The organism is Klebsiella sp. SWET4 (assembly GCF_024296565.1).
Classification (GTDB): domain Bacteria; phylum Pseudomonadota; class Gammaproteobacteria; order Enterobacterales; family Enterobacteriaceae; genus Klebsiella; species Klebsiella variicola.
On the sequence record NZ_JANCOB010000008.1, the window covers coordinates 202,635 to 229,156 of the forward strand.

The 26,522-nt window shown below is 58.6% G+C and carries 25 protein-coding genes; 9 read left to right on the top strand and 16 right to left on the bottom strand.

Annotated elements, in window-relative coordinates; genetic code table 11:
- Nucleotides 1-58 precede the first annotated feature (58 nt).
- The 5 genes from potF to NKJ21_RS18760 form a co-directional block, all read right to left on the bottom strand.
- Nucleotides 59-1,171 (bottom strand): spermidine/putrescine ABC transporter substrate-binding protein PotF, encoded by a 1,113-nt coding sequence (potF, locus tag NKJ21_RS18740; protein WP_002896368.1) that lies wholly within the window; start codon nt 1,169-1,171, stop codon nt 59-61.
- 348 nt (nt 1,172-1,519) lie between these two features.
- Entirely contained in the window at nt 1,520-1,999 is a 480-nt protein-coding gene (locus NKJ21_RS18745) for a YbjN domain-containing protein (RefSeq protein ID WP_002896365.1), read from the bottom strand.
- Between the two features lie 88 nt (nt 2,000-2,087).
- The gene (gene rimK, locus NKJ21_RS18750) at nt 2,088-2,990 is read right to left on the bottom strand and encodes a 30S ribosomal protein S6--L-glutamate ligase (RefSeq protein ID WP_012542349.1); all 903 of its coding nucleotides are present in this window, start codon (nt 2,988-2,990) and stop codon (nt 2,088-2,090) included.
- Nucleotides 2,991-3,104: 114 nt separating this feature from the next.
- Nucleotides 3,105-3,827 carry a nitroreductase NfsA gene (gene nfsA, locus NKJ21_RS18755; protein ID WP_012542350.1) on the bottom strand — a complete coding sequence of 241 codons (723 nt, stop codon included), beginning with the start codon at nt 3,825-3,827 and terminating at the stop codon, nt 3,105-3,107.
- Nucleotides 3,811-4,098 (bottom strand): YbjC family protein, encoded by a 288-nt coding sequence (locus NKJ21_RS18760; protein WP_008805812.1) that lies wholly within the window; start codon nt 4,096-4,098, stop codon nt 3,811-3,813. The genes nfsA and NKJ21_RS18760 overlap by 17 nt, the downstream gene beginning before the upstream one ends.
- 202 nt (nt 4,099-4,300) lie before the next feature.
- Here NKJ21_RS18760 and NKJ21_RS18765 point away from each other — a divergent pair, with 202 nt between their 5' ends.
- Nucleotides 4,301-4,564: a GrxA family glutaredoxin gene (locus NKJ21_RS18765; protein ID WP_002896352.1), complete on the top strand. Its 264-nt coding sequence runs from the start codon at nt 4,301-4,303 to the stop codon at nt 4,562-4,564.
- Between the two features lie 6 nt (nt 4,565-4,570).
- On the opposite strand, the gene ybjM is transcribed toward NKJ21_RS18765, so the two are convergent.
- Nucleotides 4,571-4,954 (bottom strand): inner membrane protein YbjM, encoded by a 384-nt coding sequence (ybjM, locus tag NKJ21_RS18770; protein WP_008805811.1) that lies wholly within the window; start codon nt 4,952-4,954, stop codon nt 4,571-4,573.
- Between the two features lie 267 nt (nt 4,955-5,221).
- On the opposite strand from ybjM, the gene NKJ21_RS18775 reads away from it, so the two are divergent.
- Nucleotides 5,222-6,907 carry an aspartate:alanine antiporter gene (locus tag NKJ21_RS18775; RefSeq protein WP_008805810.1) on the top strand — a complete coding sequence of 562 codons (1,686 nt, stop codon included), beginning with the start codon at nt 5,222-5,224 and terminating at the stop codon, nt 6,905-6,907.
- 179 nt (nt 6,908-7,086) lie between these two features.
- Here the strand turns inward: NKJ21_RS18775 and NKJ21_RS18780 are convergent, their stop codons facing one another.
- Nucleotides 7,087-7,650, bottom strand: a complete 564-nt coding sequence (locus tag NKJ21_RS18780) for a TetR/AcrR family transcriptional regulator (protein WP_117115957.1) — start codon at nt 7,648-7,650, stop codon at nt 7,087-7,089.
- Nucleotides 7,651-7,732: 82 nt separating this feature from the next.
- Between NKJ21_RS18780 and NKJ21_RS18785 the strand changes: the two genes are divergently transcribed.
- Both NKJ21_RS18785 and NKJ21_RS18790 read left to right on the top strand, forming a co-directional pair.
- Complete coding sequence (locus tag NKJ21_RS18785; protein ID WP_008805808.1) at nt 7,733-8,935, top strand: MFS transporter; 1,203 nt, start codon at nt 7,733-7,735, stop codon at nt 8,933-8,935.
- On the top strand, nt 8,935-9,747 hold the full coding sequence (locus NKJ21_RS18790) for a Cof-type HAD-IIB family hydrolase (protein WP_012968637.1): 813 nt from the start codon (nt 8,935-8,937) through the stop codon (nt 9,745-9,747). Before NKJ21_RS18785 ends, NKJ21_RS18790 begins: the two co-directional genes overlap by 1 nt.
- Before the next feature lie 41 nt (nt 9,748-9,788).
- Here the strand turns inward: NKJ21_RS18790 and kdeA are convergent, their stop codons facing one another.
- A complete protein-coding gene (kdeA, locus tag NKJ21_RS18795; protein WP_008805806.1) occupies nt 9,789-11,021 on the bottom strand; it encodes a multidrug efflux MFS transporter KdeA in 1,233 nt (410 codons plus the stop codon).
- A 326-nt stretch (nt 11,022-11,347) separates the two neighbouring features.
- On the opposite strand from kdeA, the gene ybjG reads away from it, so the two are divergent.
- Together ybjG and deoR are read left to right on the top strand one after the other, a co-directional pair.
- Nucleotides 11,348-11,941 carry an undecaprenyl-diphosphate phosphatase gene (gene ybjG, locus NKJ21_RS18800; RefSeq protein ID WP_012542354.1) on the top strand — a complete coding sequence of 198 codons (594 nt, stop codon included), beginning with the start codon at nt 11,348-11,350 and terminating at the stop codon, nt 11,939-11,941.
- Between the two features lie 102 nt (nt 11,942-12,043).
- Complete coding sequence (gene deoR / locus NKJ21_RS18805) at nt 12,044-12,802, top strand: DNA-binding transcriptional repressor DeoR (RefSeq protein WP_254733134.1); 759 nt, start codon at nt 12,044-12,046, stop codon at nt 12,800-12,802.
- A gap of 39 nt (nt 12,803-12,841) precedes the next feature.
- On the opposite strand, the gene dacC is transcribed toward deoR, so the two are convergent.
- On the bottom strand, nt 12,842-14,044 hold the full coding sequence (dacC, locus tag NKJ21_RS18810; RefSeq protein ID WP_004201290.1) for a serine-type D-Ala-D-Ala carboxypeptidase: 1,203 nt from the start codon (nt 14,042-14,044) through the stop codon (nt 12,842-12,844).
- A gap of 255 nt (nt 14,045-14,299) precedes the next feature.
- Between dacC and NKJ21_RS18815 the strand changes: the two genes are divergently transcribed.
- Nucleotides 14,300-14,926, top strand: a complete 627-nt coding sequence (locus NKJ21_RS18815) for a glutathione S-transferase family protein (RefSeq protein ID WP_008805804.1) — start codon at nt 14,300-14,302, stop codon at nt 14,924-14,926.
- A gap of 2 nt (nt 14,927-14,928) precedes the next feature.
- On the opposite strand, the gene NKJ21_RS18820 is transcribed toward NKJ21_RS18815, so the two are convergent.
- On the bottom strand, nt 14,929-16,038 hold the full coding sequence (locus NKJ21_RS18820; protein ID WP_016160544.1) for a PQQ-dependent sugar dehydrogenase: 1,110 nt from the start codon (nt 16,036-16,038) through the stop codon (nt 14,929-14,931).
- Nucleotides 16,039-16,153: 115 nt separating this feature from the next.
- The gene (gene bssR, locus NKJ21_RS18825) at nt 16,154-16,537 is read right to left on the bottom strand and encodes a biofilm formation regulator BssR (protein WP_012968643.1); all 384 of its coding nucleotides are present in this window, start codon (nt 16,535-16,537) and stop codon (nt 16,154-16,156) included.
- Between the two features lie 378 nt (nt 16,538-16,915).
- Between bssR and NKJ21_RS18830 the strand changes: the two genes are divergently transcribed.
- Nucleotides 16,916-18,157 carry an oligosaccharide MFS transporter gene (locus NKJ21_RS18830; RefSeq protein WP_016160543.1) on the top strand — a complete coding sequence of 414 codons (1,242 nt, stop codon included), beginning with the start codon at nt 16,916-16,918 and terminating at the stop codon, nt 18,155-18,157.
- Between the two features lie 27 nt (nt 18,158-18,184).
- Here NKJ21_RS18830 and NKJ21_RS18835 read toward each other — a convergent pair whose 3' ends face one another.
- Nucleotides 18,185-19,087 (bottom strand): Kdo hydroxylase family protein, encoded by a 903-nt coding sequence (locus NKJ21_RS18835; protein ID WP_016160542.1) that lies wholly within the window; start codon nt 19,085-19,087, stop codon nt 18,185-18,187.
- 245 nt (nt 19,088-19,332) lie between these two features.
- On the opposite strand from NKJ21_RS18835, the gene rimO reads away from it, so the two are divergent.
- Nucleotides 19,333-20,658, top strand: a complete 1,326-nt coding sequence (gene rimO / locus NKJ21_RS18840) for a 30S ribosomal protein S12 methylthiotransferase RimO (RefSeq protein ID WP_239270642.1) — start codon at nt 19,333-19,335, stop codon at nt 20,656-20,658.
- Between the two features lie 510 nt (nt 20,659-21,168).
- Here the strand turns inward: rimO and gsiD are convergent.
- The 4 genes from gsiD to gsiA all read right to left on the bottom strand — a co-directional run bounded on the left by gsiD (nt 21,169) and on the right by gsiA (nt 26,508).
- Nucleotides 21,169-22,080, bottom strand: coding sequence for a glutathione ABC transporter permease GsiD (gene gsiD / locus NKJ21_RS18845; protein ID WP_239270641.1), 912 nt, complete (start codon nt 22,078-22,080; stop codon nt 21,169-21,171).
- 1 nt (nt 22,081) lies between these two features.
- Nucleotides 22,082-23,002: a glutathione ABC transporter permease GsiC gene (gene gsiC / locus NKJ21_RS18850; protein ID WP_008805798.1), complete on the bottom strand. Its 921-nt coding sequence runs from the start codon at nt 23,000-23,002 to the stop codon at nt 22,082-22,084.
- Between the two features lie 72 nt (nt 23,003-23,074).
- Nucleotides 23,075-24,616, bottom strand: coding sequence for a glutathione ABC transporter substrate-binding protein GsiB (gene gsiB, locus NKJ21_RS18855; RefSeq protein WP_080782625.1), 1,542 nt, complete (start codon nt 24,614-24,616; stop codon nt 23,075-23,077).
- Nucleotides 24,617-24,648: 32 nt separating this feature from the next.
- A complete protein-coding gene (gene gsiA / locus NKJ21_RS18860) occupies nt 24,649-26,508 on the bottom strand; it encodes a glutathione ABC transporter ATP-binding protein GsiA (RefSeq protein WP_008805797.1) in 1,860 nt (619 codons plus the stop codon).
- Nucleotides 26,509-26,522 lie beyond the last annotated feature (14 nt).

Sequence of the window (26,522 nt, forward strand, 5' to 3'; positions counted from 1 at the left end):
TGCCATTTCCCGGCGAGTGCAGATCTGATTCGGCCCGTGTTCGACGGGCCGTCAGAGATTATTTGCCGCTCTTCACTTTGGTCCACGCGCGAGTGCGCACGCGGTCAATCTTCGGATCCTGCACCTTCAGCGTGAACAGTTTGGCGAACACATCCGCTGGCGGATAAATCGCCGGGTTGTTACGGATCGTCTCGCTGACCAGCGGTGTGGAGGCCTTGTTGCCGTTGGCGTAGAACACCTGGTCGCTGATTTTAGCGATCACATCCGGGCGCATCAGATAGTTAAGGAACTGATAGGCTTCATCTTTATTCTTGGCGTCGGCCGGCATGGCAAAGACATCAAAGAACGCCAGCGCGCCTTCTTTCGGAATAAAGTAGGAGACGTTAACGCCGTTCTTCGCCTCTTTCGCGCGGTTGGCCGCCTGCCAGACATCCCCTGCCCAGCCGATCGCCACGCAGATGTCGCCGTTGGCAAGGTCATTAATATATTGCGAAGAGTGGAAGTAGCGAATGTTCGGCCGCAGCTTCAGCAGCAGATCGGTCGCCGGGCCGGTGTAATCATCCGCTTTGCTGCTGTTCGGATCCTTGCCGAGGTAGTTCAGCACGGTGGCGAAAATCTCTTCCGGCGCGTCGAGGAAGGAGACGCCGCAGCTTTTCAGTTTTTCAAGGTTCTCCGGCTTCAGCACCAGATCCCAGCTGTCCACCGGCGCATCTTTACCGAGGACGGCTTTCACCTTATCCACGTTGTAGCCAATGCCCGTCGTCGCCCACAGGTAAGGCATGGCGTATTTATTCTCAGGGTCATGCTTGGCGACCAGCTTCAACACTTCGGGATCAAGGTTCTTCCAGTTGGGCAGCTTGCTCTTGTCCAGCGGCTGGAACACGCCCGCCGCCAGCTGGCGCTCAAGGAAGCTTGCCGACGGTACCACCAGGTCGAAACCGGTGCTGCCGGCCATTAATTTGCCTTCCAGTACTTCGTTGGAATCAAAAACGTCATACACGACTTTAATCCCGGTCTCTTTTTCAAAATTCGCTACCGTGTCCGGCGCAATATAATCAGACCAGTTATAAACATGCAGGGTTTTTTGTTCGGCGGCGAGCGAACCGGCAGAGACGGCCATCAGCGCACCCGTAACCAGACCTGTTAACCATTTTTTACCAAAGGCGGTCATATCTCTTATCCTTCTCAACGCCCGTTAATTTACGGGCTCAAATATACGCATTTCAACGCATGCAAGAATCATGCATATTTTTTCATTGCCTGAGAAAAGGAGAGCGGATCTCTCCCGGAGTGGTTGCTCGCAACTGGAAGCATCGCCAGAATAACTGTAGCCAGAATAAGAGGCTATAGCCCAGGTAAAAAAACGCCTTTTATCAAATTTTTATGCAATAACGGTCTACGTGATAAGCCAAAACGGCCTGAATGGCGGTGAATAATGCTTTAAGAGAAGGATAAACGCAGAATAAAAGCGGGTAATACGCAGCCGCTGCGGTAGTGGCTGCGCTAATTTTAGGCAGGTTTAGTGAAGAAAATGGTATTGCACGTTTTCCGCCGCGGGCTCTTCTTCTTCGCCTTTGTACAGCAGCTGGTTGGCGCCGGCTTCGAGGATCACCATTGAGATCTGCTCTTCGCTTTGGCGGAAGAACCAGGCGAACTGCTCCATGGTCACCCCCGGGCCGATAGACAACGACTGACAGACCACCAGCTTGGGCAAGTTATCGTCCTGAATATCGATAAACGCCTTCACAGTTAACGAACTGGCGTTGATAGCCGAGAGATCCGCCGACAGCGCCAGCAGAGCGGACGGCTTCACCTCCGCGAGGGCGGAAAAGAGCACCACGTTGTCTACCAGGTCAATTTTGGCATCAAAAATACCGTCGAAATTCTGCATATGCGGCAGATGCAATGCCTGGCAGGAATCGCACTCAAAAAAGCTGATGCCGATCTCATCCAGCCAGCGGCGTAGCGTATCCAGACCTGGAACGACCAGTGAATCCATAGTGCCTGTGACCCCTTACAATGAAAAAACGACGCCATAGCTTACGCAAAAAAAGCGCCGCATACCATGACAGACTTGCATCCAGCGGCTAGCCGCCTATTTTCAAACAGAATTCCGGCGTCGCCTGGCGCTCGATCCAGGCGATCATCCGGCTGGCGATGTCCACGCCGGTGGTGGTTTCCACCCCTTCCAGCCCCGGCGAGGCATTCACCTCCATCACCAGCGGCCCGCGGGTGGCGCGTAAAATATCGACACCGGCGACATCGAGCCCAAGGGTTTGCGTCGCCTTGATGGCAATCGCCCGCTCCTCGTCGCTAATCTGCGCCACCGTGGCCATGCCGCCGCGGTGCAGGTTAGAACGAAAGTCGCCCTCTTTAGCCCGCCGTTCGATCGCCGCCACCACCTCATTGCCGACCACCAGGCAGCGAATATCGCAGCCTTTCGCCTCGGCAATATATTCCTGCACCAGAATATGCGCATTCAGCCCGCGAAAGGCGTCGATCACGCTCTCCGCCGCCTGACGGGTCTCCGCCAGCACCACGCCGATCCCCTGGGTGCCTTCCACCAGCTTCACCACCAGCGGCGCCCCGCCCACCATGGCGATCAGGTCGCTGGTGTCATCGGGGGAGTGAGCGATGCCGGTCAGCGGCAAATCGATACCCTGGCGCGCCAGCAGCTGCAGCGAGCGCAGCTTATCGCGAGCGCGGGTGATGGCGACCGACTCATTCAGCGGATAGCTTCCCAATAGTTCAAACTGACGCAAAGCCGCGGTGCCATAGTAGGTGATCGCCGAGCCAATCCGCGGGATCACCGCATCAAAATGCGGTAGCTGACGCCCTTTGTAGTGGATGGACGATGCCACCGGACTGACATTCATATAACAGGAAAGCGGATCGAGGATCTCGACCTGATGCCCGCGCTGTTGCGCCGCTTCGCGCAGGCGTCGACATGAATAAAGCGTTCCATCCCGGGATAATATGGCAATTTTCATCCTGCACCTCTGCAAAAAGACCCGCTCTGGCGGGCCTCAGCTATCGAACACACTTTCACCTTTCCTGCGGCCGGCGGCGGAGATCACCTGGCCGGAGCAGCAGTGTACACGTAATCAGCGTGTTGCCCACCCCTGCTTATGCAGATAGTCGAGAATAAACGGACGACTCTCTTTCACGATAGTGCGACGGATATGATCGCTCCAGGTATCGCGGCGGGCGTTGCTGCCGCGCGACAGATAATAGTGCGCCAGCTGGTCGTCATAGTCCGCCAGCAGCGCGTTATCCAGCGGCTGATAGTGGTTCTCATGCACCAGCATGGCGGCCGGCATCCGCGGCTTGATGTCCGGGTTATCCGCCGGCCAGCCAAGGCAAAGACCGAACAGCGGCAGGACGTGCTGCGGCAGCGCCAGCAGCTCGGTCACCGCCTCGATGCTATTACGCAACCCGCCGATATAGACGCCGCCCAGCCCGAGGGACTCGGCGGCAATCAGCGCGTTTTGCGCCAGCAGCGCCGTATCGACGACGCCGATCAGCAGCTGTTCAGCCAGCCCCAGCTGCGCCTGTGGGCAAATCTGCAGGTGGCGGTTAAAGTCGGCGCAGAAGACCCAAAACTCCGCCGCCTGGGCGACGTGCTGCTGGCCGCCGGTCAGCGGGACCAGTTGCTCACGCAGCGCCGGGTCGGTAATACGGATGATGGAGGTGCATTGTAAAAAACTCGAGGTCGATGCCGCTTGCGCGCTGGCGATAATTTCTGCGCGCTGTTCGTCGCTCACGGGGGCATCGGTGAAGTGGCGGATGGAACGGTGGCTGCGCAGCAGCTCAATGGTCGGCGTCATTACGTTTTTCTCTGTCAGACAAGGATTCAGGCTTTGGAGAGTGCGTTAACTGCGGGGCCACGATCTGCGCCATCCGCCACATAACGACGATGGCGGCGGGGATCATCAGTACGATCCCGGCAAAGAGCATCACCAGCGCCGCGGTCGGGCTGGCAATGGGCGCAGGCAGCTGGACATACTGGTTAAGCGAGAGCCAGGCGAGGGTTAACAGCCCCATCCCGAGGATCTCAACCAGCAGAATGCTTTTCGGCAACGGGGCAAATTTTCGCATCACACCTCTCCGGTTGATAAGCGCGGCGCATCAGACAATCTCACTACGCCGCCGGGTCAGTATACGGGTTTTGATAGTACGACATTTATCAAACATAGCCGTAAACCATCGAAGCAAAAGGCAGAACCTTCTTTCCCTCACCGGTCAATGCAGGCATCATAAGCGCCATTCGCCATCCGGCTGAGGTTTAAGGAGAGAAGCAATGTTTACCGTTATTTTTGGTCGTCCAGGCTGCCCTTACTGCGTTCGCGCCAAAGAGCTGGCAGAAAAACTGACCAACGAGCGTGATGACTTTAACTACCGTTACGTGGATATTCACGCCGAAGGCATCAGCAAAGCTGACCTGGAAAAGACCGTCGGCAAACCGGTTGAAACCGTGCCGCAGATCTTCGTCGACCAGAAACACATCGGCGGTTGCACCGATTTCGAAGCCTGGGCGAAAGAGAACCTTGGCCTGTTTGCCTGAGTCAATTTATTTGCTCGATGAGTGACTGCGCCAGGTATCAAGCCAGGCGCAGATAAACAAAAAGCACAACGCCCCGAGCGCGCACCAGAACACCGCGCTCAGTACCCACGCCATCTCCTGCCAGAACGTTCTGTGCGTCACGAAGAACAGCCGCATCGTCACCATACAGACCGGCGCCGCCAGCATCGCACCCAGCAAAGGACGCAGTACCCGCTGTCCGGGAGAGAGGCAGCTCGCCGCCGCCCCTGGCAGCAAAAAGAAGAGCAGGCCCAGCTCCGGGTTGCCGCTGGCGCGAAAGGCCCCTTTCATATGTAATAGCAGCGATAAGCACACCACAATGAACAGAACGAAGCCGCAGATAATACCGGCCCAACTACGCTCAGACTTCACCGTATCCTCCTGATGTTGCCTCTAACTCACGTCCACGTCGCCCAGTCAGATAAAGCATTTCGGCAATCCATGCCAATAACTCCCCAACCAGCCTAAAAACGATTGTCACTAGCCGCCGCATCCAGGAAGGATTAAACTAGCGGGTATATTTTTGCTGGTTATAACAGGGTGCCAGAATAGGTTCGCCACAACGCGAACGCCTGAGCAACCTTAGACCAAATAACCATTTCCTTCAACAACTTACTAGTAAATGAGAAGTTGGCTTTCGTGAATATAAACGTCGCAGATTTGTTAAACGGGAATTACATCCTGTTATTATTCGTTGTACTTGCATTAGGACTATGCCTGGGAAAACTGCGTCTCGGCTCAGTACAACTTGGTAATTCCATTGGCGTTTTAGTCGTTTCTCTCTTATTAGGTCAACAGCATTTCGCGATTAACACTGATGCCCTTAATCTCGGCTTTATGCTGTTTATTTTTTGCGTCGGCGTGGAAGCCGGACCCAACTTTTTTTCCATTTTTTTCCGCGACGGCAAAAACTACCTGATGCTGGCGCTGGTGATGGTCGGCAGCGCGATGCTGATCGCCACCGTGCTGGGCAAAGTGTTCGGCTGGGATATTGGTCTTACCGCCGGGATGCTGGCGGGCGCCATGACCTCCACCCCGGTGCTGGTGGGCGCGGGCGACACCCTGCGCCATTTCGGCCTGCCCAGCGATCAGCTGGCGCAGTCGCTTGACCATCTGAGCCTCGGCTATGCCCTGACCTACCTGGTCGGCCTGGTGAGTCTGATCGTCGGCGCCCGCTATATGCCCAAGCTGCAGCATCAGGATCTGCAGACCAGCGCCCAGCAAATCGCCCGCGAGCGCGGCCTCGATACCGATTCAAAACGTAAAGTGTACCTGCCGGTGATCCGCGCCTACCGCGTTGGCCCGGAGCTGGTTGCCTGGGCGGATGGCAAAAATCTGCGCGAGCTGGGTATTTATCGCCAGACCGGCTGCTATATCGAACGCATCCGCCGCAACGGCATTCTGGCCAACCCGGACGGCGACGCGGTGCTGCAGATGGGCGACGATATTGCGCTGGTGGGTTATCCGGACGCGCACGCTCGCCTCGACCCGAGCTTCCGTAACGGCAAAGAGGTATTCGACCGCGATCTGCTCGACATGCGCATCGTCACCGAAGAGATTGTGGTCAAAAACCACAACGCCGTCGGCCGCCGCCTGGCGCAGCTGAAGCTCACCGACCACGGCTGTTTCTTAAACCGGGTGATCCGCAGCCAGATTGAAATGCCTATCGACGATAACGTGGTGCTGAACAAAGGCGACGTGCTGCAGGTCAGCGGCGACGCCCGCCGCGTAAAAACCGTGGCCGACCGCATCGGCTTCATCTCCATTCACAGCCAGGTGACCGACCTGCTGGCCTTCTGCGCCTTCTTTATCGTCGGCCTGATGATCGGCATGATCACCTTCCAGTTCAGCTCTTTTAGCTTCGGCATCGGCAACGCCGCCGGCCTGCTGTTCGCCGGCATTATGCTTGGCTTCCTGCGCGCCAACCACCCAACCTTCGGCTATATCCCGCAGGGGGCGCTGAACATGGTGAAAGAGTTTGGCCTGATGGTGTTTATGGCCGGGGTCGGACTCAGCGCCGGGGCCGGGATCAATAATGGTCTGGGCGCCGTCGGCGGTCAGATGCTGGCGGCAGGGCTTATTGTCAGCCTGTTGCCGGTGGTGATCTGCTTCCTGTTCGGCGCCTATGTGCTGCGCATGAACCGGGCAATGCTGTTTGGCGCCATGATGGGCGCCCGCACCTGCGCCCCGGCAATGGAGATCATCAGCGATACCGCGCGCAGCAACATTCCGGCGCTCGGCTACGCAGGCACCTACGCCATCGCCAACGTGCTGCTTACCCTTGCCGGGACGCTCATCGTGATCATCTGGCCAGGGCTACAATAAATTTTTGAGAAAAAAGCCGTCACAGGCAGAACTTTTTCTCAGGGCATCAGTCATAAGTAATGCCACTGCTTTTCTTTGATGTCCCCATTTTGTGGAGCCCATCAACCCCGCCACTTCGGTTCAAGGTTGATGGGTTTTTTGTTGCCTGAATTTATCCCTCACGCATGTCTCGCACCGCCTCAGCGCCCCTCTTCCTGCGCCCTCTCCCCCGCCAGCTGCCCAACCAGCAGCCGGATTGCCGCCTTCGACAGCGGCGCGCGGTCGGTGACAAAGTGCAAAGTCATCCCTTCAATAAAGGCGTCGAGGCCGCGGGCGGTATCGGGGGCGAACCATTGCTCCAGCGTCTGCTGGCTGCGCCGCATCCAGTTCTGCATCACCCCCTTTAGCGCTGGCTGGCTGCTGCAGAACGCGTACAGCTGATACATCAGCTCCATATTGCGCGCCGTGGTCACCTGGGCGCTGAAGATCAGCTCCGCGATGGCATCGCAGGCTTGTTCCCGGTTCGTTACCCCGGCAAAGCATTGCTGATACTGCGCCGACATCTCGGCGGTAAACTGGCTGAACGCCTCCTCAACCAGCGCCTCGATGCCGCTGAAATAATAGGTCAACGACCCCAGCGGCACATTCGCGCAGAGGGCGATTTTGCGGTGCGTCACCGCCTGGACGCCGTGCGCCGCGATGGTGTCCAGCGTCGCCTGCAGGATGCGCTCGCGGCGCTGCGGATCGTTCGGTCTACGGGTCATGATTTTCCTCTTCCGGTTTATGTACAAATGTACACATGCTTGCTACTGTTGTCTTCACTCTTCTCCTTTAAGGCGTTTACGGATGACGACGCAAACCTCGCGCAGAGCGCTCCAGCTTCGGCTGTGGGCGCTGTTTATGTTCTTTTTCATCCCCGGCTTATTAATGGCCTCCTGGGCTACCCGCACGCCGGCGATCCGCGATCAGTTGATGCTTTCTACGGCAGAAATGGGCGTGGTGCTGTTTGGTCTGTCGGTGGGGTCGATGAGCGGTATTCTCTGCTCAGCGTGGCTGGTGAAGCGCTTTGGTACCCGCAAGGTCATCCGCACCACCATGTCCTTCGCCGTACTCGGCATGCTGGTGCTCAGCCTGGCCCTGTGGGTCTCTTCCGCCCCGCTGTTCGCCTTCGGCCTGGCCATCTTTGGCGCCAGCTTTGGCTCTGCAGAAGTCGCTATTAACGTCGAAGGCGCGGCCATCGAGCGAGAGATGAATAAAACGGTGCTGCCGATGATGCATGGCTTCTACAGCTTTGGCACCCTGTTCGGCGCCGGGGTGGGCATGGCAGTGACCGGATTCGGCCTGCCTGCCGCCCCGCATATCCTGGCGGCCGCGCTGGTGGCTATTCTGCCCATCGCCATTGCCATCCGCGCCATTCCCGATGGCACCGGTAAAAACGCCGCCGAAGCCGCCCACGGTGAGGCGAAGGGTCTGCCGGTATGGCGCGACGCGCAGTTGCTGCTGATCGGGGTCATCGTCCTGGCGATGGCCTTTGCCGAAGGCTCGGCCAACGACTGGCTGCCGCTGCTGATGGTGGACGGCCACGGCTTTAGCCCCACCTCCGGCTCGCTGATCTATGCCGGCTTCACCCTCGGCATGACGCTGGGCCGCTTTACTGGCGGCTGGTTTATCGATCGCTACAGCCGGGTGACGGTGGTCCGCGGCAGCGCGGTGATGGGCGCCCTGGGTATTGGCCTGATCATCTTCGTCGATAACCCCTGGGTGGCGGGCATCTCGGTACTGCTGTGGGGCATCGGCGCCTCGCTCGGCTTCCCGCTGACCATCTCCGCCGCCAGCGATACCGGGCCGGACGCGCCCAAGCGCGTCAGCGTGGTGGCGATCACCGGTTATCTTGCTTTCCTCGTCGGGCCGCCGCTGCTGGGCTTCCTCGGCGAACACTTCGGCCTGCGCAGCGCCATGATGGTGGTGCTGGGTCTGGTGATGGTGGCGGCACTGGTCGCCCGCGCGGTGGCTAAGCCACAATCTGAACCCGTTATGGAGAACAGCTAATGAGCATCAAACTGATTGCGGTGGATATGGACGGCACCTTTTTAAGCGATGCCAAAACTTACAACCGGCCGCGCTTCCTCGCCCAGTACCAGCGAATGCGTGAACAGAATATTCGCTTCGTGGTCGCCAGCGGCAACCAGTATTATCAGCTGATCTCCTTTTTCCCGGAGATCGCCCATCAGATCGCCTTTGTGGCGGAAAACGGCGGCTGGGTGGTGAGCGGCAATGAAGACGTCTTCAACTGCCAGCTGCCGCTCCACCATTTCAACGCCGTGGTCGATCATCTGCAGACCCTGCCGAATATCGAAATCATCGCCTGCGGGAAGCGCAGCGCCTACACTCTCAACCGCTATAACGACGCGCTGAAGAATGTGGCGGCGAAGTATTATCACCGCCTCGAACTGGTGGATGATTTTAACCACCTTGATGACGCGATCCTCAAATTTGGTCTCAACGTACCGGACAGCCTGATCCCGGAAATTCAGCCGAAGCTGCACGCGGCGCTGGGGGATATGGTCACCGCGGTGGCCACCGGCTACGGCAGTATTGACTTAATTATGCCTGGGGTGCACAAAGCCAACGGCTTGCGCATTTTGCAGCAGCGCTGGGGCATTGAGGATCATGAGGTGGTGGCGTTCGGCGATAGCGGCAATGATATCGAGATGCTGCAGCACGCCGGATTTGGCTTTGCCATGGCCAACGCCCGGGAAGACGTCAAAGCCGTCGCCAGCCATCACGCGCCGCACAACAATGAAGAAGGCGTGCTGCAGATTATTGATAAGGTGTTAAATCGCGAAGCGCCGTTCGCCTGATAAGACCCCGGATGCCTTTGTGCATCCGGGTTTGCCACCGGTTACGCCTGCTGCGAATTGCCGACGCTTTTATCTTTCAGGAAGTAGATCATCAGCCCCAGCCACAGTACTCCGCCCAGCAGGTTAAACAGGCTGAACAAGCCGTTGCCCCCCAGCTCATAAGCATGTTTGCTGAGCTCAATGCCGACGGTGAAGATCAGCATCTGCAGCATTCCCATCGCCGCCGAGACCGTGCCTTTGCTCATCTCGCTGGCGAACAGCGTTAAGCGCACGAGCCCGGCATTCGCGAGGCCAATTCCGAAGGCGTAAAAGCTCAGGCCGGCGGTCATCCACAGATAAGCGTGGGAAGAGACCACGGTCGCCGCCGCGGAGAGGATCAGACCAAACATGATCGGCCAGCCGCCCATGATAATCAGCGAGCGCACGGTACGGCGCGAAGTCAGGCGCGCCAGCACCAGGTTACCGGCAATCAGCGCGCCGAAAATCGGCACCTGCAGCATGCCATACTCATAGCTGGTGGCCTGTTCGCCGCTGATAATAATCACCGGCGACTGGGCAATCCACGCCAGCAACGGCAGGCTGACGAAGCCTGTCGCCAGCGCACCGGCGACGAAGCGCAGGTTTTTCAGCACCAGGCGATAATCGCGGCCCAGCTCTTTAACCGACAGCTTTTCGCCCAACCGCGTCGCGGTTTCCGGCATCGCCCGCTGCAGCCCGACGAATGAGATGGCCGCCAGCACGGCGAACAGGACGAACATCATCTCCCATGGCAGCACGTGCACCCAGGCGGCGCCCACCAGCGGCCCCAGCAGCGGGGCAATCAGCGCCACGTTGGCCATCAGGGCGGTGATTTTGATACACACCGCCTCCTCAAAGGACTCCTGAATCGCCGCATAGCCTACCGCGCCGATAAAGCACAGGCTGATCCCCTGCAGGAAGCGCAGCAGGGTAAACTGCTCAATGGTCTGCGCCAGCAGCGTCGCCAGACAGGTGACGATAAACCATACCACCCCGGTCAACATCACCGGGCGGCGGCCAATACGGTCCGACAGCGGCCCCAGCAGCCACTGTAAAAACATGCCGCCGGCCAGATAGGCGGTCATCGAGGTAGGTACCCATTCGTTGCCCACCTGAAACTCCTGAACCACGGCCAGCATACCCGGCTGGATCATATCGTTGCCGATATAGGTGGAAAACTCGTACAGCACCAGACATAGCGGGAACAGCAACGCCTGCCTTCCGAGGCGGCGGCCTGAAAGCGAATAATTTTGCATGAAATCTCTTATCTATCAAAAATCGCGCAAAGTTTAATGAAACTCCCGGCGCGGAGATAGTGAATTGTGGGTGACACCGCACAATATTGCGAATTGCGCGCCGCCGTCCGCACTCTCCCCCTGCTATTCAGCCTGCGTATATATTCCGTTTATGTTTCAGCAATGTGACAAACGATATACTGGCGCTTTTCAGGCGGTTAGCATTGAAATCCATTTGCAAGATTTCTTAACAACCTGATCTTTAAGACAATGCTGCTTTATCTCCACACCGCTTTTTTTTAGGGTAGGCGGCTTATTTGCTATCGGACCAACGAGCCTGGAAGTCTATGCTGGAAAATATTAACTACGCGCTGTTCGCCCTGATCAACGCGACGCCGGCCTCGCCGCAGTGGGCCATTGAGGTGGCGATCCTGATCGCCAAAGATCTGATTCTGATCGTGCCCTTGCTGGTAGTGACATTATGGCTGTGGGGGCCTGCCCAGCGGCAGATGGTGTTTAAGCTGATGCTGGCGCTGATGATTAGCCTGACCGTGTCGTGGGCGATCGGCCACCTCTATCCGCACGATCGGCCGTTTGTCGCCGGCGTAGGCTATAACTTCCTGCATCACGCGGCGGACGACTCCTTCCCCAGCGATCATGGCACCGTCAGCTTTACCTTTGCCCTGGCTTTTCTGTTCTGGCACCGCCTGTGGTCCGGCGCGCTGCTGATGGCCATCGCCGCCGCCATCGCCTGGTCCCGCGTCTATCTCGGCGTGCACTGGCCTCTGGATATGGTCGGCGGTCTGCTGGCCGGAATGTGCGGCTGCCTCGGCGCGGCGCTGATCTGGCATACGTTCGGACCGGCGCTGTATCGCCAGCTGCAGCGACTGTATCGTCTCTGCTTCTCCCTGCCGATCCGCAAAGGCTGGGTACGCGGCTAAACGCCAGCCGTCGCTGCGGCCACCGCGTGACTAACCCGTAAGCGACAGGTAAAATCCCGCTAACGCCCTGCCCCCGCAGGGCGATTTTAGCGCAGAGGGAATATGGAAACTCGCCGTGACGAACGTATCAGTCAGCTCATTCAGGCACTCAAACGCAGCGATAAGCTACATCTGAAAGAAGCCGCCTCCCTGCTTGGAGTGTCGGAAATGACCATTCGTCGCGACCTCAATGGCCACAGCGGCCCGGTTGTGCTGCTCGGCGGATACATTGTGCTGGAGCCGCGCAGCGCCACCCATTACCTGCTAAGCGATCAAAAAACCCGGCTGGTCGAGGAAAAGCGCCGCGCCGCTCGCCATGCGGCCGCGCTGCTGGAGGCCCATCAGATGGCTTTCTTCGACTGCGGGACCACCACGCCGTGGATCATTGACGCCATCGATGATGCCCTGCCCTTCACCGGCGTCTGTTACTCCCTGAATACCTTCCTGGCCCTGCAGGAGAAACCGCAGTGTCGCGCGGTCCTGTGCGGTGGGGAATTTCACGCCAGCAACGCGATTTTTATGCCGCTGAGCCTTGAGGACACCCTCAGCCATCTGAGCCCTGACATCGCCTTTTACTCGGCGGCAGGCATTGACTGCGAGCAGGGGGCGACCTGCTATAACCTGGAGGAGCTGCCGGTCAAGCACTGGGCGATGCGTCACGCGCGCTACCACGTGCTGGTGGTCGACCACAGCAAGTTTGGCAAAGTGCGTCCGGCGCGCATGGGGGCGTTAGCGAAATTTGACGTGATCGCCAGCGATATCTGCCCGGATAATGAGCTGGTCGCGCTGGCGAAGGCGCAGCAGATCTCCCTGCTGTATTGAGGCGTCACTGACCGCGCCCCGCCGGGCGCGGTCATGGCATCAGGAGAACCAGCTGCCGAACCAGCCGTGGAGTTTCATCAGTACGAAGTCGATCATCCGGCTGAAGAAACCGCCCTCTTTCACCGGCTCCATGACGATCAGCGGGCGCTGCTCGATGGTTTTATCATTCAGCTTAAAGTCGATAGTCCCGACCACCTGCCCCTTCTCCAGCGGCGCGGTAAGCTGCGGCTGATTTAAGGTGTAGCTGGCTTTCAGGTTTTTCAGCTGGCCCTTCGGCAGGGTGATAGAGCCCGCCTCGCCGGCTCCCAGTTTCGCTTCGCTGCTGTCGCCAAACCATACGCGCTGGGTAACGAAGGTGGCATCCGGTTTAATCGGCGTCACGGTTTCATAGAAGCGGAAGCCCCAGGTCAGCAGTTTTTCTGACTCGTTAAAGCGAATGCGGTCAGTTTTGGTCCCCAGTACCACGGCGATCAGACGCATATCACCCTGGGTGGCCGAGGAGACCAGGTTATAGCCGGCCCCGGCGGTGGTCCCGGTTTTTACACCATCGGCGTTGAGGTTGGTGCTCCACAGCAGACGGTTGCGGTTCGGCTGGCGAATTTTATTGAAGGTGAACTCTTTCTCTTTATGTACCGCGTACTCTTCCGGCACATCGTGGATCATCGCTTTGGTCAGCAGCGCCATATCGCGGGCGGTACTGAACTGACCCGGCGCATCAAGGCCGTGGACGGTCATAAAGGTGGTGTTGGTCAGCCCCATTTTTTTGGCATAGCCGTTCATCAGGCTGACGAATGCATCCTGGCTGCCCGCCACGTAGTCGGCAATGGCAATACTGGCGTCGTTACCGGACTGAATAATGACCCCTTTGTTCAGATCTTCCACCGAGACCTGCATGCCAGGCTTGAGGAACATCACCGATGAGCCGCGCAGCGCCGGGTTGCCGGTCGCCCAGGCATCACGTCCGACGGTCACCATATCGGTGAGCTTGATTTTTCCCGCTTTTATCGCCTGCCCCACCACGTAGCTGGTCATGATCTTCGTCAGACTGGCCGGGTCGAGTTTTTCATCGGCATTGCCTTCGCTGAGCACCTTCCCGCTGGCGTAGTCCATCAGGATCCAGGCGCGAGCGTCAATCGAAGGGGCGTCGGGGAGTTGTTCTGCAGCCTGCACCGCAGGTGCGACAAGAAATAACAGCGCGCAACCTGCAGCGAGGCCGCGAAGGGAAAAAGCGTCATGCATCATAAGAGCCACCCAAGTATCCTTTCCAAACAAAATATGCCGCACCACTCTGACCGCGCCGCAGCAACCGGTGAGTAAAGCGTACAAATGACCTTAAAGAAACAGCGAGTTGGTAAAGTTTTTAAAGTTTACGCAATAACGTGCCGCTGTGCTTTAATCAGAACAACTTTTTTGATCGTGATTGCCTAAATATTAACTTTATCCCAACATGATCGCCGATCGCGCTGCAACGGCAGTGAAACAAACTCAGGAGCGAAAATGATTACACTGTGGGGACGTAATAACTCGACCAACGTGAAGAAAGTACGCTGGGTGCTGGAGGAGTTGGATCTTCCTTATGAGCAGATCCTCGCCGGGCTGGAGTTTGGTCTCAATCATGACCCGGAATATCTGGCGATGAACCCGAACGGGCTGGTGCCGCTGTTAAAAGACGATGCTACCGGGGTGGTGTTGTGGGAATCAAATACCATTATTCGCTACCTTGCCGCCCAGTACGGCGTCGATCGCCTGTGGCTGGCCGCACCGGCGCAGCGCGCGCAAGGGGAAAAGTGGATGGACTGGTCCAACGGCACGCTCTCTCCCGCCCATCGCCCGGTGTTAATGGGCCTGGTCAGGACGCCGCCGGAGCAGCGCGATCCGGCGGTCATCGCCGCGGGGATCGGCGCCTGTGAATCGCTGTTTGCCATGCTTGATGACGAACTGGCGAAAACGCCATGGCTCTCTGGCGAGCACTTCGGCCTTGGCGATATTGCCGTTGCCCCCTTCGTCTACAATCTGCTGACGATCCTCGATACCTGGCAACCGCGACCCCATCTGCAGCGCTGGTATCAGCAGATTAGCCAGCGCCCCGCCTGGCACGCGGTCGTGAAGATCCCGGTCACCTGAGGTTAACCCTCCGGACTCAAGCGCAACAGTTCGCCGTTAGACTCGTCGGTTAATACGTACAGATAGCCGTCGGGTCCCACGCGGACGTCGCGGATACGCTTCCCGCGCGCCTCCAGTAACCTCCCCTCCTCGCGGACCTGATTACCGTCCACCGATAAGACGATAAGCGACGTCTCCTTCAGCGCGCCGATAAACAGCTTATGCTGCCACTGGGGAAAAGTCTGCGCCGCGTAAAAGGCCATCCCGCTCACCCCGGGGGAGACCGGCCAGACATACAGGGGAGGCTCGGTACCCGGGGCCGTCTTGCCCTTGGCCTCCGGGATCGGCAGGCCGCTGTAGTTAATGCCATGCGTCGCCAGCGGCCAGCCGTAGTTTTTCCCCGCCTGCGGGATGTTAATTTCATCCCCGCCGCGCGGGCCGTGCTCATTGAGCCACAGCGCGTCGCTCCATGGGTTCATCGCCATGCCCTGCGGATTGCGAATACCGTAGGCCCAGATCTCTGGCCTGGCGTCAGCCCGGCCGACAAAGGGATTATCCGGTGGAACGTCCCCGCTCTCCGTCAGGCGGACCACTTTCCCCTGCAGCTTGCTGAGCTCCTGGGCGGTGGCGCGCTGATTGTTCTCTCCCAGACCGATAAACAGATACCCTTTGCCGTCGAACACCAGCCGGCCACCGAAATGATTGCCCACGGAGAGCTTCGGCTGCTGGCGAAACACCACGGTAAAGTTCGACAGCTGCGTGGCATCCTCACTTAACCGCCCGTAGCCTACCGCGGTGCCCGCTTTGCCGCTGGCGTCGCTTTCCGCATAGCTCAGCCAAACCCGTCGCGACTGCGCAAAATCCGGCGCCAGCGCTACATCCAGTAAGCCGCCCTGACCGTTGGCCCACACCTGCGGCACGCCGGATATCGGCGCCGACAGGCCTTTACCTGACTGCCAGCGCTTGAGCTCGCCGCCGCGCAGGGTAATCAACATGCCCTGATCGTCGGGGAGAAACGCCAGACCCCACGGATGGGCCAGCCGGTTTTGCAATACCTCCACCCGCACCGCGGCCTGGCTCAGGGCTGGCAGCGCTAAGGCGCTCAATATCAACAGCAGCGGGATTGGACGCATGGCATTCTCCTTTAGTCAGCTCTGCGCTAAAGGGTAGCCAGCGGGGAAATTTGCGCGGGGATTTTTACATAACCTTTAACAGGGGAAGCGTCCACTTCCCCTGAGTTTCAGCCGATCAGGCATGAGTGATTGGCGACAATTTATTCAATTTATGAATATTTGAAGTCAATCCTGTCAGACAGCGTTCTAGCTTCTCTACGTTAACAGCGATGTACAGCGGACAATCATGATGCCCGCTCATCAGGCATACTGCAGCGGCGGCGAGGGACTCGCCCGCCAGGCGAAGGGCCTCCTTCTCCTCCGGTGAAACGACATTCTGCAGGCGCGGGGCCTGCGCACGCATTTCACGGCAAAGCTCAAACAAGTTATCACGCAGATGGTCATTTTCGCTGACTGACATGTAGCCTTTAGCCTTTCGCAGCTGCAGATAGGCATCAATATCGATATTGGCATTGATGAGCTTCTGCAAAAGATGGCGATATTGTCTGTCAACGGTCATCACAGTTCCTCCTCTGTCGTCCTTTACCCTATCCATAATACGGTTATTTTTTGTGCAAAATGATGCGCCAGGTCAATTATTCCCAAGCCTGTAACACCCTTTACAATGTGACAACCTTACCGCTTTGTAGGATATATACCAAAGATAATGTCATACGATCACAATTAATTTCAAAAAGAAATTAACTCGCAATCATTACCATTAAAAGGCGGAAATAGTGCTGCTAAGATCACACTATACCACAAATGCTATTGCGCGATCGCCAGCCAGAATGCCATAACAAACCATTAATGTAATACGTATAACATTTCATAAAAACAGCGAACGCGGCCCGCGGATCGCTGATAATCTCTCTGCCCGTTTGCAAGGAACTGAAACATGACGCCCGGTAAAAGAAACTACCTCCTGTTGAGTCTTTTCGATTTCCTCTACCTGTTCGCCTGGTCGTCGACCATGGCTTTCTTCGTCATCTGGACCACCCAGCATCTTGGCATCAGCGCCACGAAGACTGGCCTGCTGTACTCGGTCAACGCTTTTATCGCCCTGCTGATGCAACCTTTCTTCGGCTTTATCTCCGACAAGTTCGGCCTGAAAAAACGGCTTATCTGGCTGCTGGTCGCCCTGCTCCTGCCGGTGGGCCCCTTCTTTATCTATGTTTACGCGCCGCTGCTGGTGCACAATTTCTGGTTCGGCGCGCTGCTGGGGGGGATCTATCTGGGGATCATCTTTAACTCCGGCTGCGGGGTGATCGACTCTTACATCGATAAGATTTCCCGTCGCTACCAGTTCGAATACGGTCGGGTGCGGATGTGGGGCTCGTTAGGCTGGGCAGCGGCGGCCTGGATTGTGGGTAAATATATCGACAGCAATCCTAATCTGGCCTTCTGGCTCGCCAGCCTCGCCATCGTCATCGCCGCCATCTGCTTTATGCTGACCAAAATTGAATTAACCGACGCCGATGTGGCGCGAAGCGAATCGCTGAAGGTCTCCCATGCCCTCGAGCTGGCGAAGAACGGTCAGTTCTGGATGCTGCTGCTCTTTACCCTGTTCGTCACGCAAATTTATGACACCTACGATCAGCAGTTTGCCCAGTATTTCTCGCTGCAGTTCTCGACGCCGGAGGAAGGCAACCGCTGGTATGGGATCCTCGCCTCCATTCAGGTGTGCGGCGAAACGCTGTTCTTATGCCTGATGCCGTGGTTTGTTAACCGGACCGGCGCCAAATGGGCGCTGATCATCGCCGGGTTGATCATGTCGGTACGTATTGTCGGGTCAGCCGTGCCCCTCGGTCCGGTGTGGATTGGCGCGGTGAAAATGATGCATGCCCTGGAGAAACCGTTAATTCTGGTATCGGTCTTTAAATTCATCGCTGCCAACTTCGACCACAAGCTCTCTTCGACGGTCTATTTGCTGGTGCTGTTTGTCGCCTCGATCGCCACCGCCATCTACTCTCCGCTGGCAGGCTATCTGTACGATACCATTGGCTTCGCCGACACCTATCTGATCCTCGGCGGCATCGCCGGGCTCTTTACGCTGATCTCCATTTTCACCCTGAAGGATAAGCGCGAGCCGAAAAAGCCCAGCGCCAGGCCTTCCGGGGCCGTTACGCCGGCGCAATAGTCCTCTGCCCGGTAGCCACGCCGGGCGCTACACGTTGCGCGCGACTAACGGCTTTTGCAGGAGCGTTTCCAGCACCCGCAGCGGCGAGAGCTGCGGGTGACTCATCGCTTTCACCGGCAACAGAAAGGTCTGCTCAAGCAGATACTGGCCGCGCATCGCGGCGTGCGGGGTCTGATCGGAAAAGCAGATCCAGGTACTGCCGGCGGCAAAGTCGATCTCCTGCTGCACCCCCTGTCGCTGGTACTCAGGGGTGCTTTTCATCGCATCGTGCAGGGCCAGCATCAGATGATCGTAATGGCTACGCCGACTTTTGGTGATCCCCAGCGCTGCCAGCAGCCAGGCGCCTGACGGCGACCAGGGTTTCAGCCGCGGCAGAAAGCGTGCCGCGAGGGTATCGAAATGCTCCCCTGTCCGCCAGGTTCGCGGTTCGCCGCGGGGATGAATATTGCAAAAGATGCGCAGAATACGATCACCCTTGACCGGGCGCGACGGGAATGCGTCCACATGCAGGCGCGAATCGTCTTTGCGCCAGGAGGTCGTTTCACGCCAGGCGGTAATGGGATGCAGACGCAGACTGGTTTGCGGATGGTGCAGCGCCTCGCCATAGCCTGGCAATAACGCGTCGATCAGCTGCAGCGTCATCTGGTGGTAACGCGCCATCAACCGGGCGATGGCAGCCGTTTTCTGCTTATCCGCCACGCCTCTGAGCATGCGGGTGTCGGGTTGATAGCTGATATTCTTGCGCCTCGGCGCGACCAGCTCAGGGGTCAGCAATGCCTGCTCCGTGGCGGTTAATGAAAACGCCAGCTGCGGCAGATAGAGCACATTTCCCTGCTCAAGGGAGTGTTGGATCTGCGGCGGTTGCGGGGGGATCTCCAGATTACTGAATGGCAGGGTGGCTATCGCCACCGGGGAGCCTGTTGGTGTCATTTCCTTGCCTCTTCTCCTCGCGGTCATCGAGGTATTTAGTAAAGAAATTGTTATCACTTTGTAGATTACAACGTAAATGACGGGCGTTTTTATCAGGAATGGCGGTTTTGACCCGGTGCTGAAGCCCACGCGCTCCTCACCCGAGCGCTTTTTCACCATTAACCGCGACGGAGCTATACTCTTTTTCGCAAAGATCTGTAGAATTCCTGCCCTGACCATTCCAATAATTGAACACTTTTTAAGCTATGAGCAATGTCACGCACCAGCCGAAAATCGGCTTCGTCTCCCTGGGCTGCCCGAAAAATCTCGTGGACTCAGAGCGTATCCTGACCGAACTGCGCACCGAAGGTTATGACGTCGTCCCTACCTACGACAACGCCGATATGGTCATCGTTAACACCTGCGGCTTTATCGATAGCGCTGTGCAGGAATCGCTGGAAGCGATTGGCGAAGCGTTAAAAGAGAACGGCAAGGTGATCGTCACCGGCTGTCTCGGCGCGAAAGAGGATCAGATCCGCGAAGTTCACCCGAAGGTGCTGGAGATCACCGGTCCGCACAGCTATGAGCAGGTGCTGGAGCACGTCCACCACTACTCGCCGAAGCCGAAGCACAACCCGTTCCTCAGCCTGGTGCCGGAACAGGGCGTTAAGCTGACGCCGCGTCACTACGCCTACTTAAAAATTTCTGAAGGCTGCAACCATCGCTGCACCTTCTGCATCATCCCGTCCATGCGTGGCGATCTGGTGAGCCGTCCGATTGGCGAAGTGCTGGCGGAAGCCAAACGCCTCGCTGACGCCGGCGTGAAAGAGCTGCTGGTGATTTCTCAGGACACCTCCGCCTACGGCGTCGATATCAAGCACCGTACCGGTTTCCACAACGGCATGCCGGTGAAGACCAGCATGGTCAGCCTGTGCGAAGAGCTGGCGAAGCTCGGCATCTGGGTGCGCCTGCATTATGTTTACCCGTATCCGCACGTCGACGATGTGATCCCGCTGATGGCGGAAGGCAAAATTCTGCCGTACCTCGATATTCCGCTGCAGCACGCCAGCCCGCGTATTCTGAAGCTGATGAAGCGTCCTGGCTCTGCAGACCGCCAGCTGGCGCGCATTAAGCAGTGGCGTGAAATTTGCCCGGATCTGACCCTGCGCTCTACCTTTATCGTGGGCTTCCCGGGCGAAACGGAAGAAGATTTCCAGATGCTGCTCGACTTCCTGAAAGAGGCGCGTCTCGACCGCGTCGGCTGCTTCAAGTACAGCCCGGTTGAAGGCGCCACCGCCAACGAACTGGCGGATCAGGTGCCGGAAGAGGTGAAAGAGGAGCGCTGGAACCGCTTTATGCAGCTGCAGCAGCAGATCTCTGCCGAGCGTCTGCAGGAGAAAGTGGGCCGCGAAATCCTGGTGCTGGTGGATGAAGTTGACGAAGAAGGCGCCATTGGCCGCAGCATGGCCGACGCCCCGGAAATCGACGGCGCGGTCTACCTGAACGGCGAAACCCGCGTTAAGCCGGGCGACGTGGTGCGGGTGAAAGTCGAGCATGCCGACGAATACGACCTGTGGGGTACCCGGGTCTAGTCCAGCTTCCCGGATAGCGGCTTATCGCATTCCCCAGCCTACGGGGTCCTCCCGTAGGCCCCCCCCCCAGGTCCGCGCAAGCGCAGCGCCGCCGGGTAATTTATCAGTCATCAAGCCTTTATATTGCCGGGTGGCGGCTAACGCCTTACCCGGCCTACAGTTCGTGCGACCTGTCGCTAATTTATTCACCAGTCTTGCTGAAACTGCCGGTGCTGGCGGCCTCAACATCGCTGAGACGTTCCCGGAAGGCCGGGGCAGCCCGCATGGATGCGGGCTGAGGGCCGTGTTTTGCACGGACGCTGCCTCGGCCCGACCCGAAGCCTGCAGGGATAAGTCGAAGGCACCACGCAGTGGCGATGTTGCTGGCCGGAGCCCGGGGGTACAGGGGGCGGCGGCGACTGGCCGCCCCCTGTGCGCTCCCTGCGCCATGCCAGGCATAACGCAGAAGACTAACCGGGAGCGCAATGTGCGCTGAAGCCGCAGCACCGCACGGCGGTGCTTTCCCTCACCCTACCCCTTTAACTTCGGATCCAGCGCATCGCGCAGGCCATCTCCCAGCAGATTAAACGCCAGCACGGTCACGAAAATCGCCACCGCCGGAAACAGCGCTACGTGCGGGGACATCACCATATCCGCCCGCGCCTCGTTGAGCATCGCGCCCCACTCCGGGGTGGGCGGCTGCGCGCCGAGGCCGAGAAACGACAGACTGGCCGCCGAAATAATCGACACCCCAATACGCATCGTGAAGTAAACCACGATCGATGACACCGTCCCCGGCAGGATGTGGTTGAACAGAATGGTGGCGTCGCTGGCGCCGATGCTGCGCGCCGATTCAATAAAGGTCTGCTGCTTTAACACCAGCGTATTGCCGCGCACCAGACGAGCAAACGCCGGGATCGAGAAGATCGCCACGGCGATGATCACGTTGGCCATCCCGCTGCCCATGACAGCGACCACCGCGATCGCCAGCAGGATCCCCGGAAAGGCGAACAGCACGTCGCAAAGTCGCATAATGAGCCGGTCCCACCAGCCCTCATAGTAGCCGGCCAGCAGCCCAAGCACCGTGCCGATAGCCGCGCCAATCAGCACCGCCAGTACCCCGGCAGCCAGCGAGATCTGCGCCCCGACCAGCACCCGGCTGAAAATATCGCGCCCCAGCGAGTCGACACCGAACCAGTGCACCAGCGAGGGCCCCTCGTTAAGCCGGTCATAATCGAAATAATTTTCCGCATCGTACGGCGCTATCCATGGCGCAACGATGGCTACCGCAATCAGCAACAGCACGAAAATACCAGCGCCAATCGCCACCGGCTGGCGACGAAAGCGCCGCCAGAACTCATGCCATGGGGTATGGATCTCGCCGGGTCTGATACCCGGCATGGCGTTCAGCACCGCCTGCCTTCTCCAGTTGAGCAATCGCACCTTACTTATACCTGATAGCCGGGTTAATGGCCGCGTACAGCACATCCACCACTAAATTGATAAGAATAAACTCCAGCGAAAAGAGCAGGACTTCCGCCTGAATTACCGGGTAATCGCGCATCTCTACCGAATCGACCAACAGGCGCCCAAGTCCCGGCCAGTTAAACACCTTTTCCACGACGATCGACCCACCGAGCAGAAAGCCGAACTGTAGCCCCATCATGGTCACCACCGGGATCATCGCATTGCGCAGGCCATGCTTGAGCACCACCCACGTTTCGCTCACCCCTTTCGCCCGCGCGGTACGCATATAGTCTTCATGCAACACATCAACGAACGACGCGCGGGTAAAGCGCGCCATGACCGCCGCTACCGCCGCGCCAAGGGTCAACGACGGCAAAATATAGTGCCGCCAGCTGTCGGCCCCCACCGTCGGCAGCCAGCCCAGCTCAACCGAAAACACCTGCATCAGCAGCATGCCGAGAGCAAAAGCCGGAAACGAAATGCCGCTCACCGCCAGCGCCATTCCCAGACGGTCGGGCCAGCGATTGCGCCACACCGCGGCCGCGATCCCCGCCGCCATCCCGAACAGTACCGCCCAGCTCATGCTGGCCAGCGTCAGCCACAGCGTGGGCATAAAGCGGCTGGCTATTTCACTGGAAACGGGACGCCGCGAGGCCATGGAAATGCCAAAATCGCCGCGCAGCACGTTGGTGATGTAGTGCCAGAACTGGACATGCAGCGGCTGGTCAAGCCCCAGCTGCTGGCGCACCATCGCCACCACCTGGGCATCGGCCTCCGGTCCGGCAATCAGCCGCGCCGGGTCACCGGGCAGCATATGGACGAACAGAAACACCAGTACTGCGACGATAAGCAGGGTGGGGATCAGCCCCAGCAGGCGCTTAATCACATAGTTGAGCATCATACCTCCGCAACCCGCCCCGCGGAAAAACCGCCCCCCGCGCGCTGGCGCCGGAGAGCATCATCCCATCCTTCACGGTGTTAAATCTGCCTGTTCAAAACTAAAGCCAGTATCCGGCTGGATATAGAAACCGGTGAGGTTCTTGCTGTGGGCGGAGACCAGTTTCTCGACCACCAGCGGTACCCACGGCGACTCTTTCCAGATAATATCCTGCGCCTCTTTATAGAGTTTGGTTTTCTCTTGCGGGTCGGTGGTTTTCAGCGCCTCGCTCAGCGCGTTATCCACCTGCGGGTTGCTGTAAAACGCGGTATTAAACAGCGTCGGCGGCCAGTTTTGCGAGGCGAACAGCGGCGACAACGCCCAGTCGGCTTCACCGGTGGAGGCGGACCAGCCGGTATAGAACATCCGTACACCGCTCTCTTTCTGCCCTTTACCTTCCACTTCCGCCGCCCGCTGACCAGCGTCCATCGCCGTCACCTGTGCCTTAATCCCCACCTGCGCCAGCTGCTGCTGGGTGAACTGCAGTACTTTCTGCGCGGTGCTGTGATTATGTGATGACCATAGCGTGGTGCTGAAACCATTAGGGTAGCCAGCCTCTTTCAGCAACTGGCGAGCTTTCGCCGGATCGTAGGGCCAGGCGGTGTAAGTCTGGGCGTAGGCAATCGACGGCGGCACCACCCCGGTCGCCGGGGTGGCGTATCCGGCAAACGCCACCTTGACCAGCGCCTGACGGTTAATCGCATAGTTGATGGCTTCACGCACCTTCGGATTATCGAACGGCTTCTGCGTCACGTTCATGCTGATGTAGCGCTGCATGATCGACGGGCTGGCCACCAGCTCCAGTTTGCTGTTTTTTGCCAGCAGCGGCGCCTGTTCGTAAGGGATCGGGAAAGCAAACTGCGCTTCGCCGGTCTGCAGCATCGCCGCCCGGGTGTTGTTATCCACCACCGGACGCCAGGTGATGGAGTCCAGCTTCGGCAGGCCTGGCTGCCAGTAACCATCGAACTTGCTGACCTTCACGAAATCTGTCTGGTTCCAGGTGTCGAGCTTATACGGCCCGGTACCCACCGGATGGAAGCCAATATCCTTGCCATATTTTTTCAGCGCCGCCGGCGAAATCATCGCCGTCGCCGGATGGGCGAGAATGTTAATAAATGCCGAGAAGGGCTGCTTCAGGGTAATTTTGACCGTGGTCGGATCGACCGCCTCGGTGCTGGCGATATTTTTATACAGGTTATAGCGCTTGAGATGGTTATCCGGGTTACTCGCGCGGTCGAGGTTAGCCTTGACCGCCTCGGCGTTAAAGTCGGTGCCATCCTGGAATTTCACCCCGCTGTGCAGCTTGATGGTGTACACCAGGCCGTCCGGTGACACGGTATAGCTCTCGGCAAGAACATTTTGTAGCTTCATCTCTTTATCAAGGCCGAACAGGCCTTGATAAAAGGACTTCGCCACCGCCTGCGACAGGGTATCGTTGGCATCATAGGGATCGAGCGTCGTAAAGTTAGACCCGACCGCCACGACCACATCTTTGGCGGCAAAGGCAGGGGCGCTCGCCAGGGCCGCCGCGATACTCAGCGCCAGCCACCATTTGCGTGAAACAGGTTGTCTCATCGTATTCTCCTGAAAAGGTGCGTTATGTGTTGTTATGCTCTGCCCAGCACATCGGCGGATTCGCGGGCGACAAAGTGGTCCGGCCCAACCTGCTGCAATGGCACGCTGGCCATCTCCTCGCCCCGCTTATAGATATTGCCCGGGACGTCATCAGACAGCAGGACTCGCTGCGGATGACGGTAGGCCGGGTCGGCCACCGGTACGGCGGCCATTAGCTTACGGGTATAGGGGTGCTGCGGGTTTTCAAACACCGCACGGCGCGGGCCTATTTCGACAATGCGACCGCGATACATCACCGCCACGCGGTGGCTGATGCGCTCCACCACCGCCATATCATGGGAAATAAACAGAAACGCGATACCCATCTCGCGCTGCAGGTCGAGCATCAGATTGATAATCTGCGCCCGAATGGAGACATCCAGGGCCGACACCGACTCATCGGCTATCACCACCTTCGGATTCAGCGCCAGCGCGCGGGCAATGCAGATCCGCTGCCGTTGGCCGCCGGAAAAGGCATGGGGGTAACGCCAGGCATGCTCCGGCTGAAGCCCCACGCGCTTCAGCAGCCAGGAAACCCGCTCACGCGCGGCTTCACCATGCAGCAGGCCATGCACCCGCAGCGGCTCCATGATCGAGTCACCGACCGTCTGACGCGGGTCAAGCGAAGCGTAAGGATCCTGAAAAATAAACTGAATATTACGGCGCAGGGATTGCAGCTTGCTGCCGGAGAGCGTATCAATCCGTTGGCCGTCGAAGGTAATGGTGCCACCCTGGGTTTCGACCAGTCTCAGCAGCGCCCGGCCGGTGGTCGACTTGCCGCAGCCGGACTCTCCCACCAGCGACAGGGTCTCTCCCGGCCAGAGATCAAAACTGATCTTCTCCACCGCATGCACTTCGCGCGTCACGCGATTGAGCAGCCCACCGCGCACCGGAAAACGGGCCACCAGGTCGCGCACCTGCAGGATAGGCTCCCCCGCCGCCACCGTGTCTGGCGTTTCGGTCTCCGCCTGCGGCTGACCGGGAAGCGAAAAACGGCGCGGCAGATCCTGACCCCGCATCTCCCCCAGCCGCGGAACCGCCGCCAGCAGCGACTGAGTATAAGGGTGCTGCGGCGAACGAAAGATCTCCTCAACGCTGCCGGTCTCTACCGCCTCACCGCGATACATCACCAGCACCCGATCGGCGATATCGGCCACGACGCCCATATCGTGGGTAATAAAGATCACCCCCATCGCCATCTCCTTTTGCAGGACGGCAATGAGTTGCAAAATTTGCGCCTGGATGGTGACATCCAGGGCCGTGGTCGGCTCATCGGCTATCAACACCGCCGGCCGGCAGGAGAGCGCCATGGCGATCATCACCCGCTGGCGCATGCCGCCGGAGAGCTGGTGCGGATAGCGTGAGAGCATCTCTTCCGCCTGGGGAATACGCACCTGGTCGAGCATCTTTTTCGCCGCGCGCAGCGCCTCTTCGCGCCCCAGCCCCTGGTGCAGGCGCAGGGATTCGGCGATTTGTTCGCCGATGGTAAAAACCGGATTCAGCGAGGTCATCGGCTCCTGAAAAATCATGGCCAGATCCGCGCCGCGCACCCGGCGCATCTCGGCGTCCGTTTGCTCATTGAGCGCGATCACCTGCCGGTTACGCCGCCGCAGCCACAGCCCCTCGCTGCTCACTTCGCTGCTGGCGGCGTCAAGCAAACGCATCAGCGCCAGCGCGGTCACCGATTTTCCCGAACCGGACTCACCCACTATCGCCAGCGTCTCGCCGCGACGCAGGCTGAAGGATAGCTGACGCACGGCCTGCACCTCTGGCGCATCCTGTTGGCGAAAGGCCACGTTCAGGTTGCGCACTACCAGCACTTCGCAGGTATCGGTTTCGTGAGTTTGCGACACTCTCCCTCTCCCTT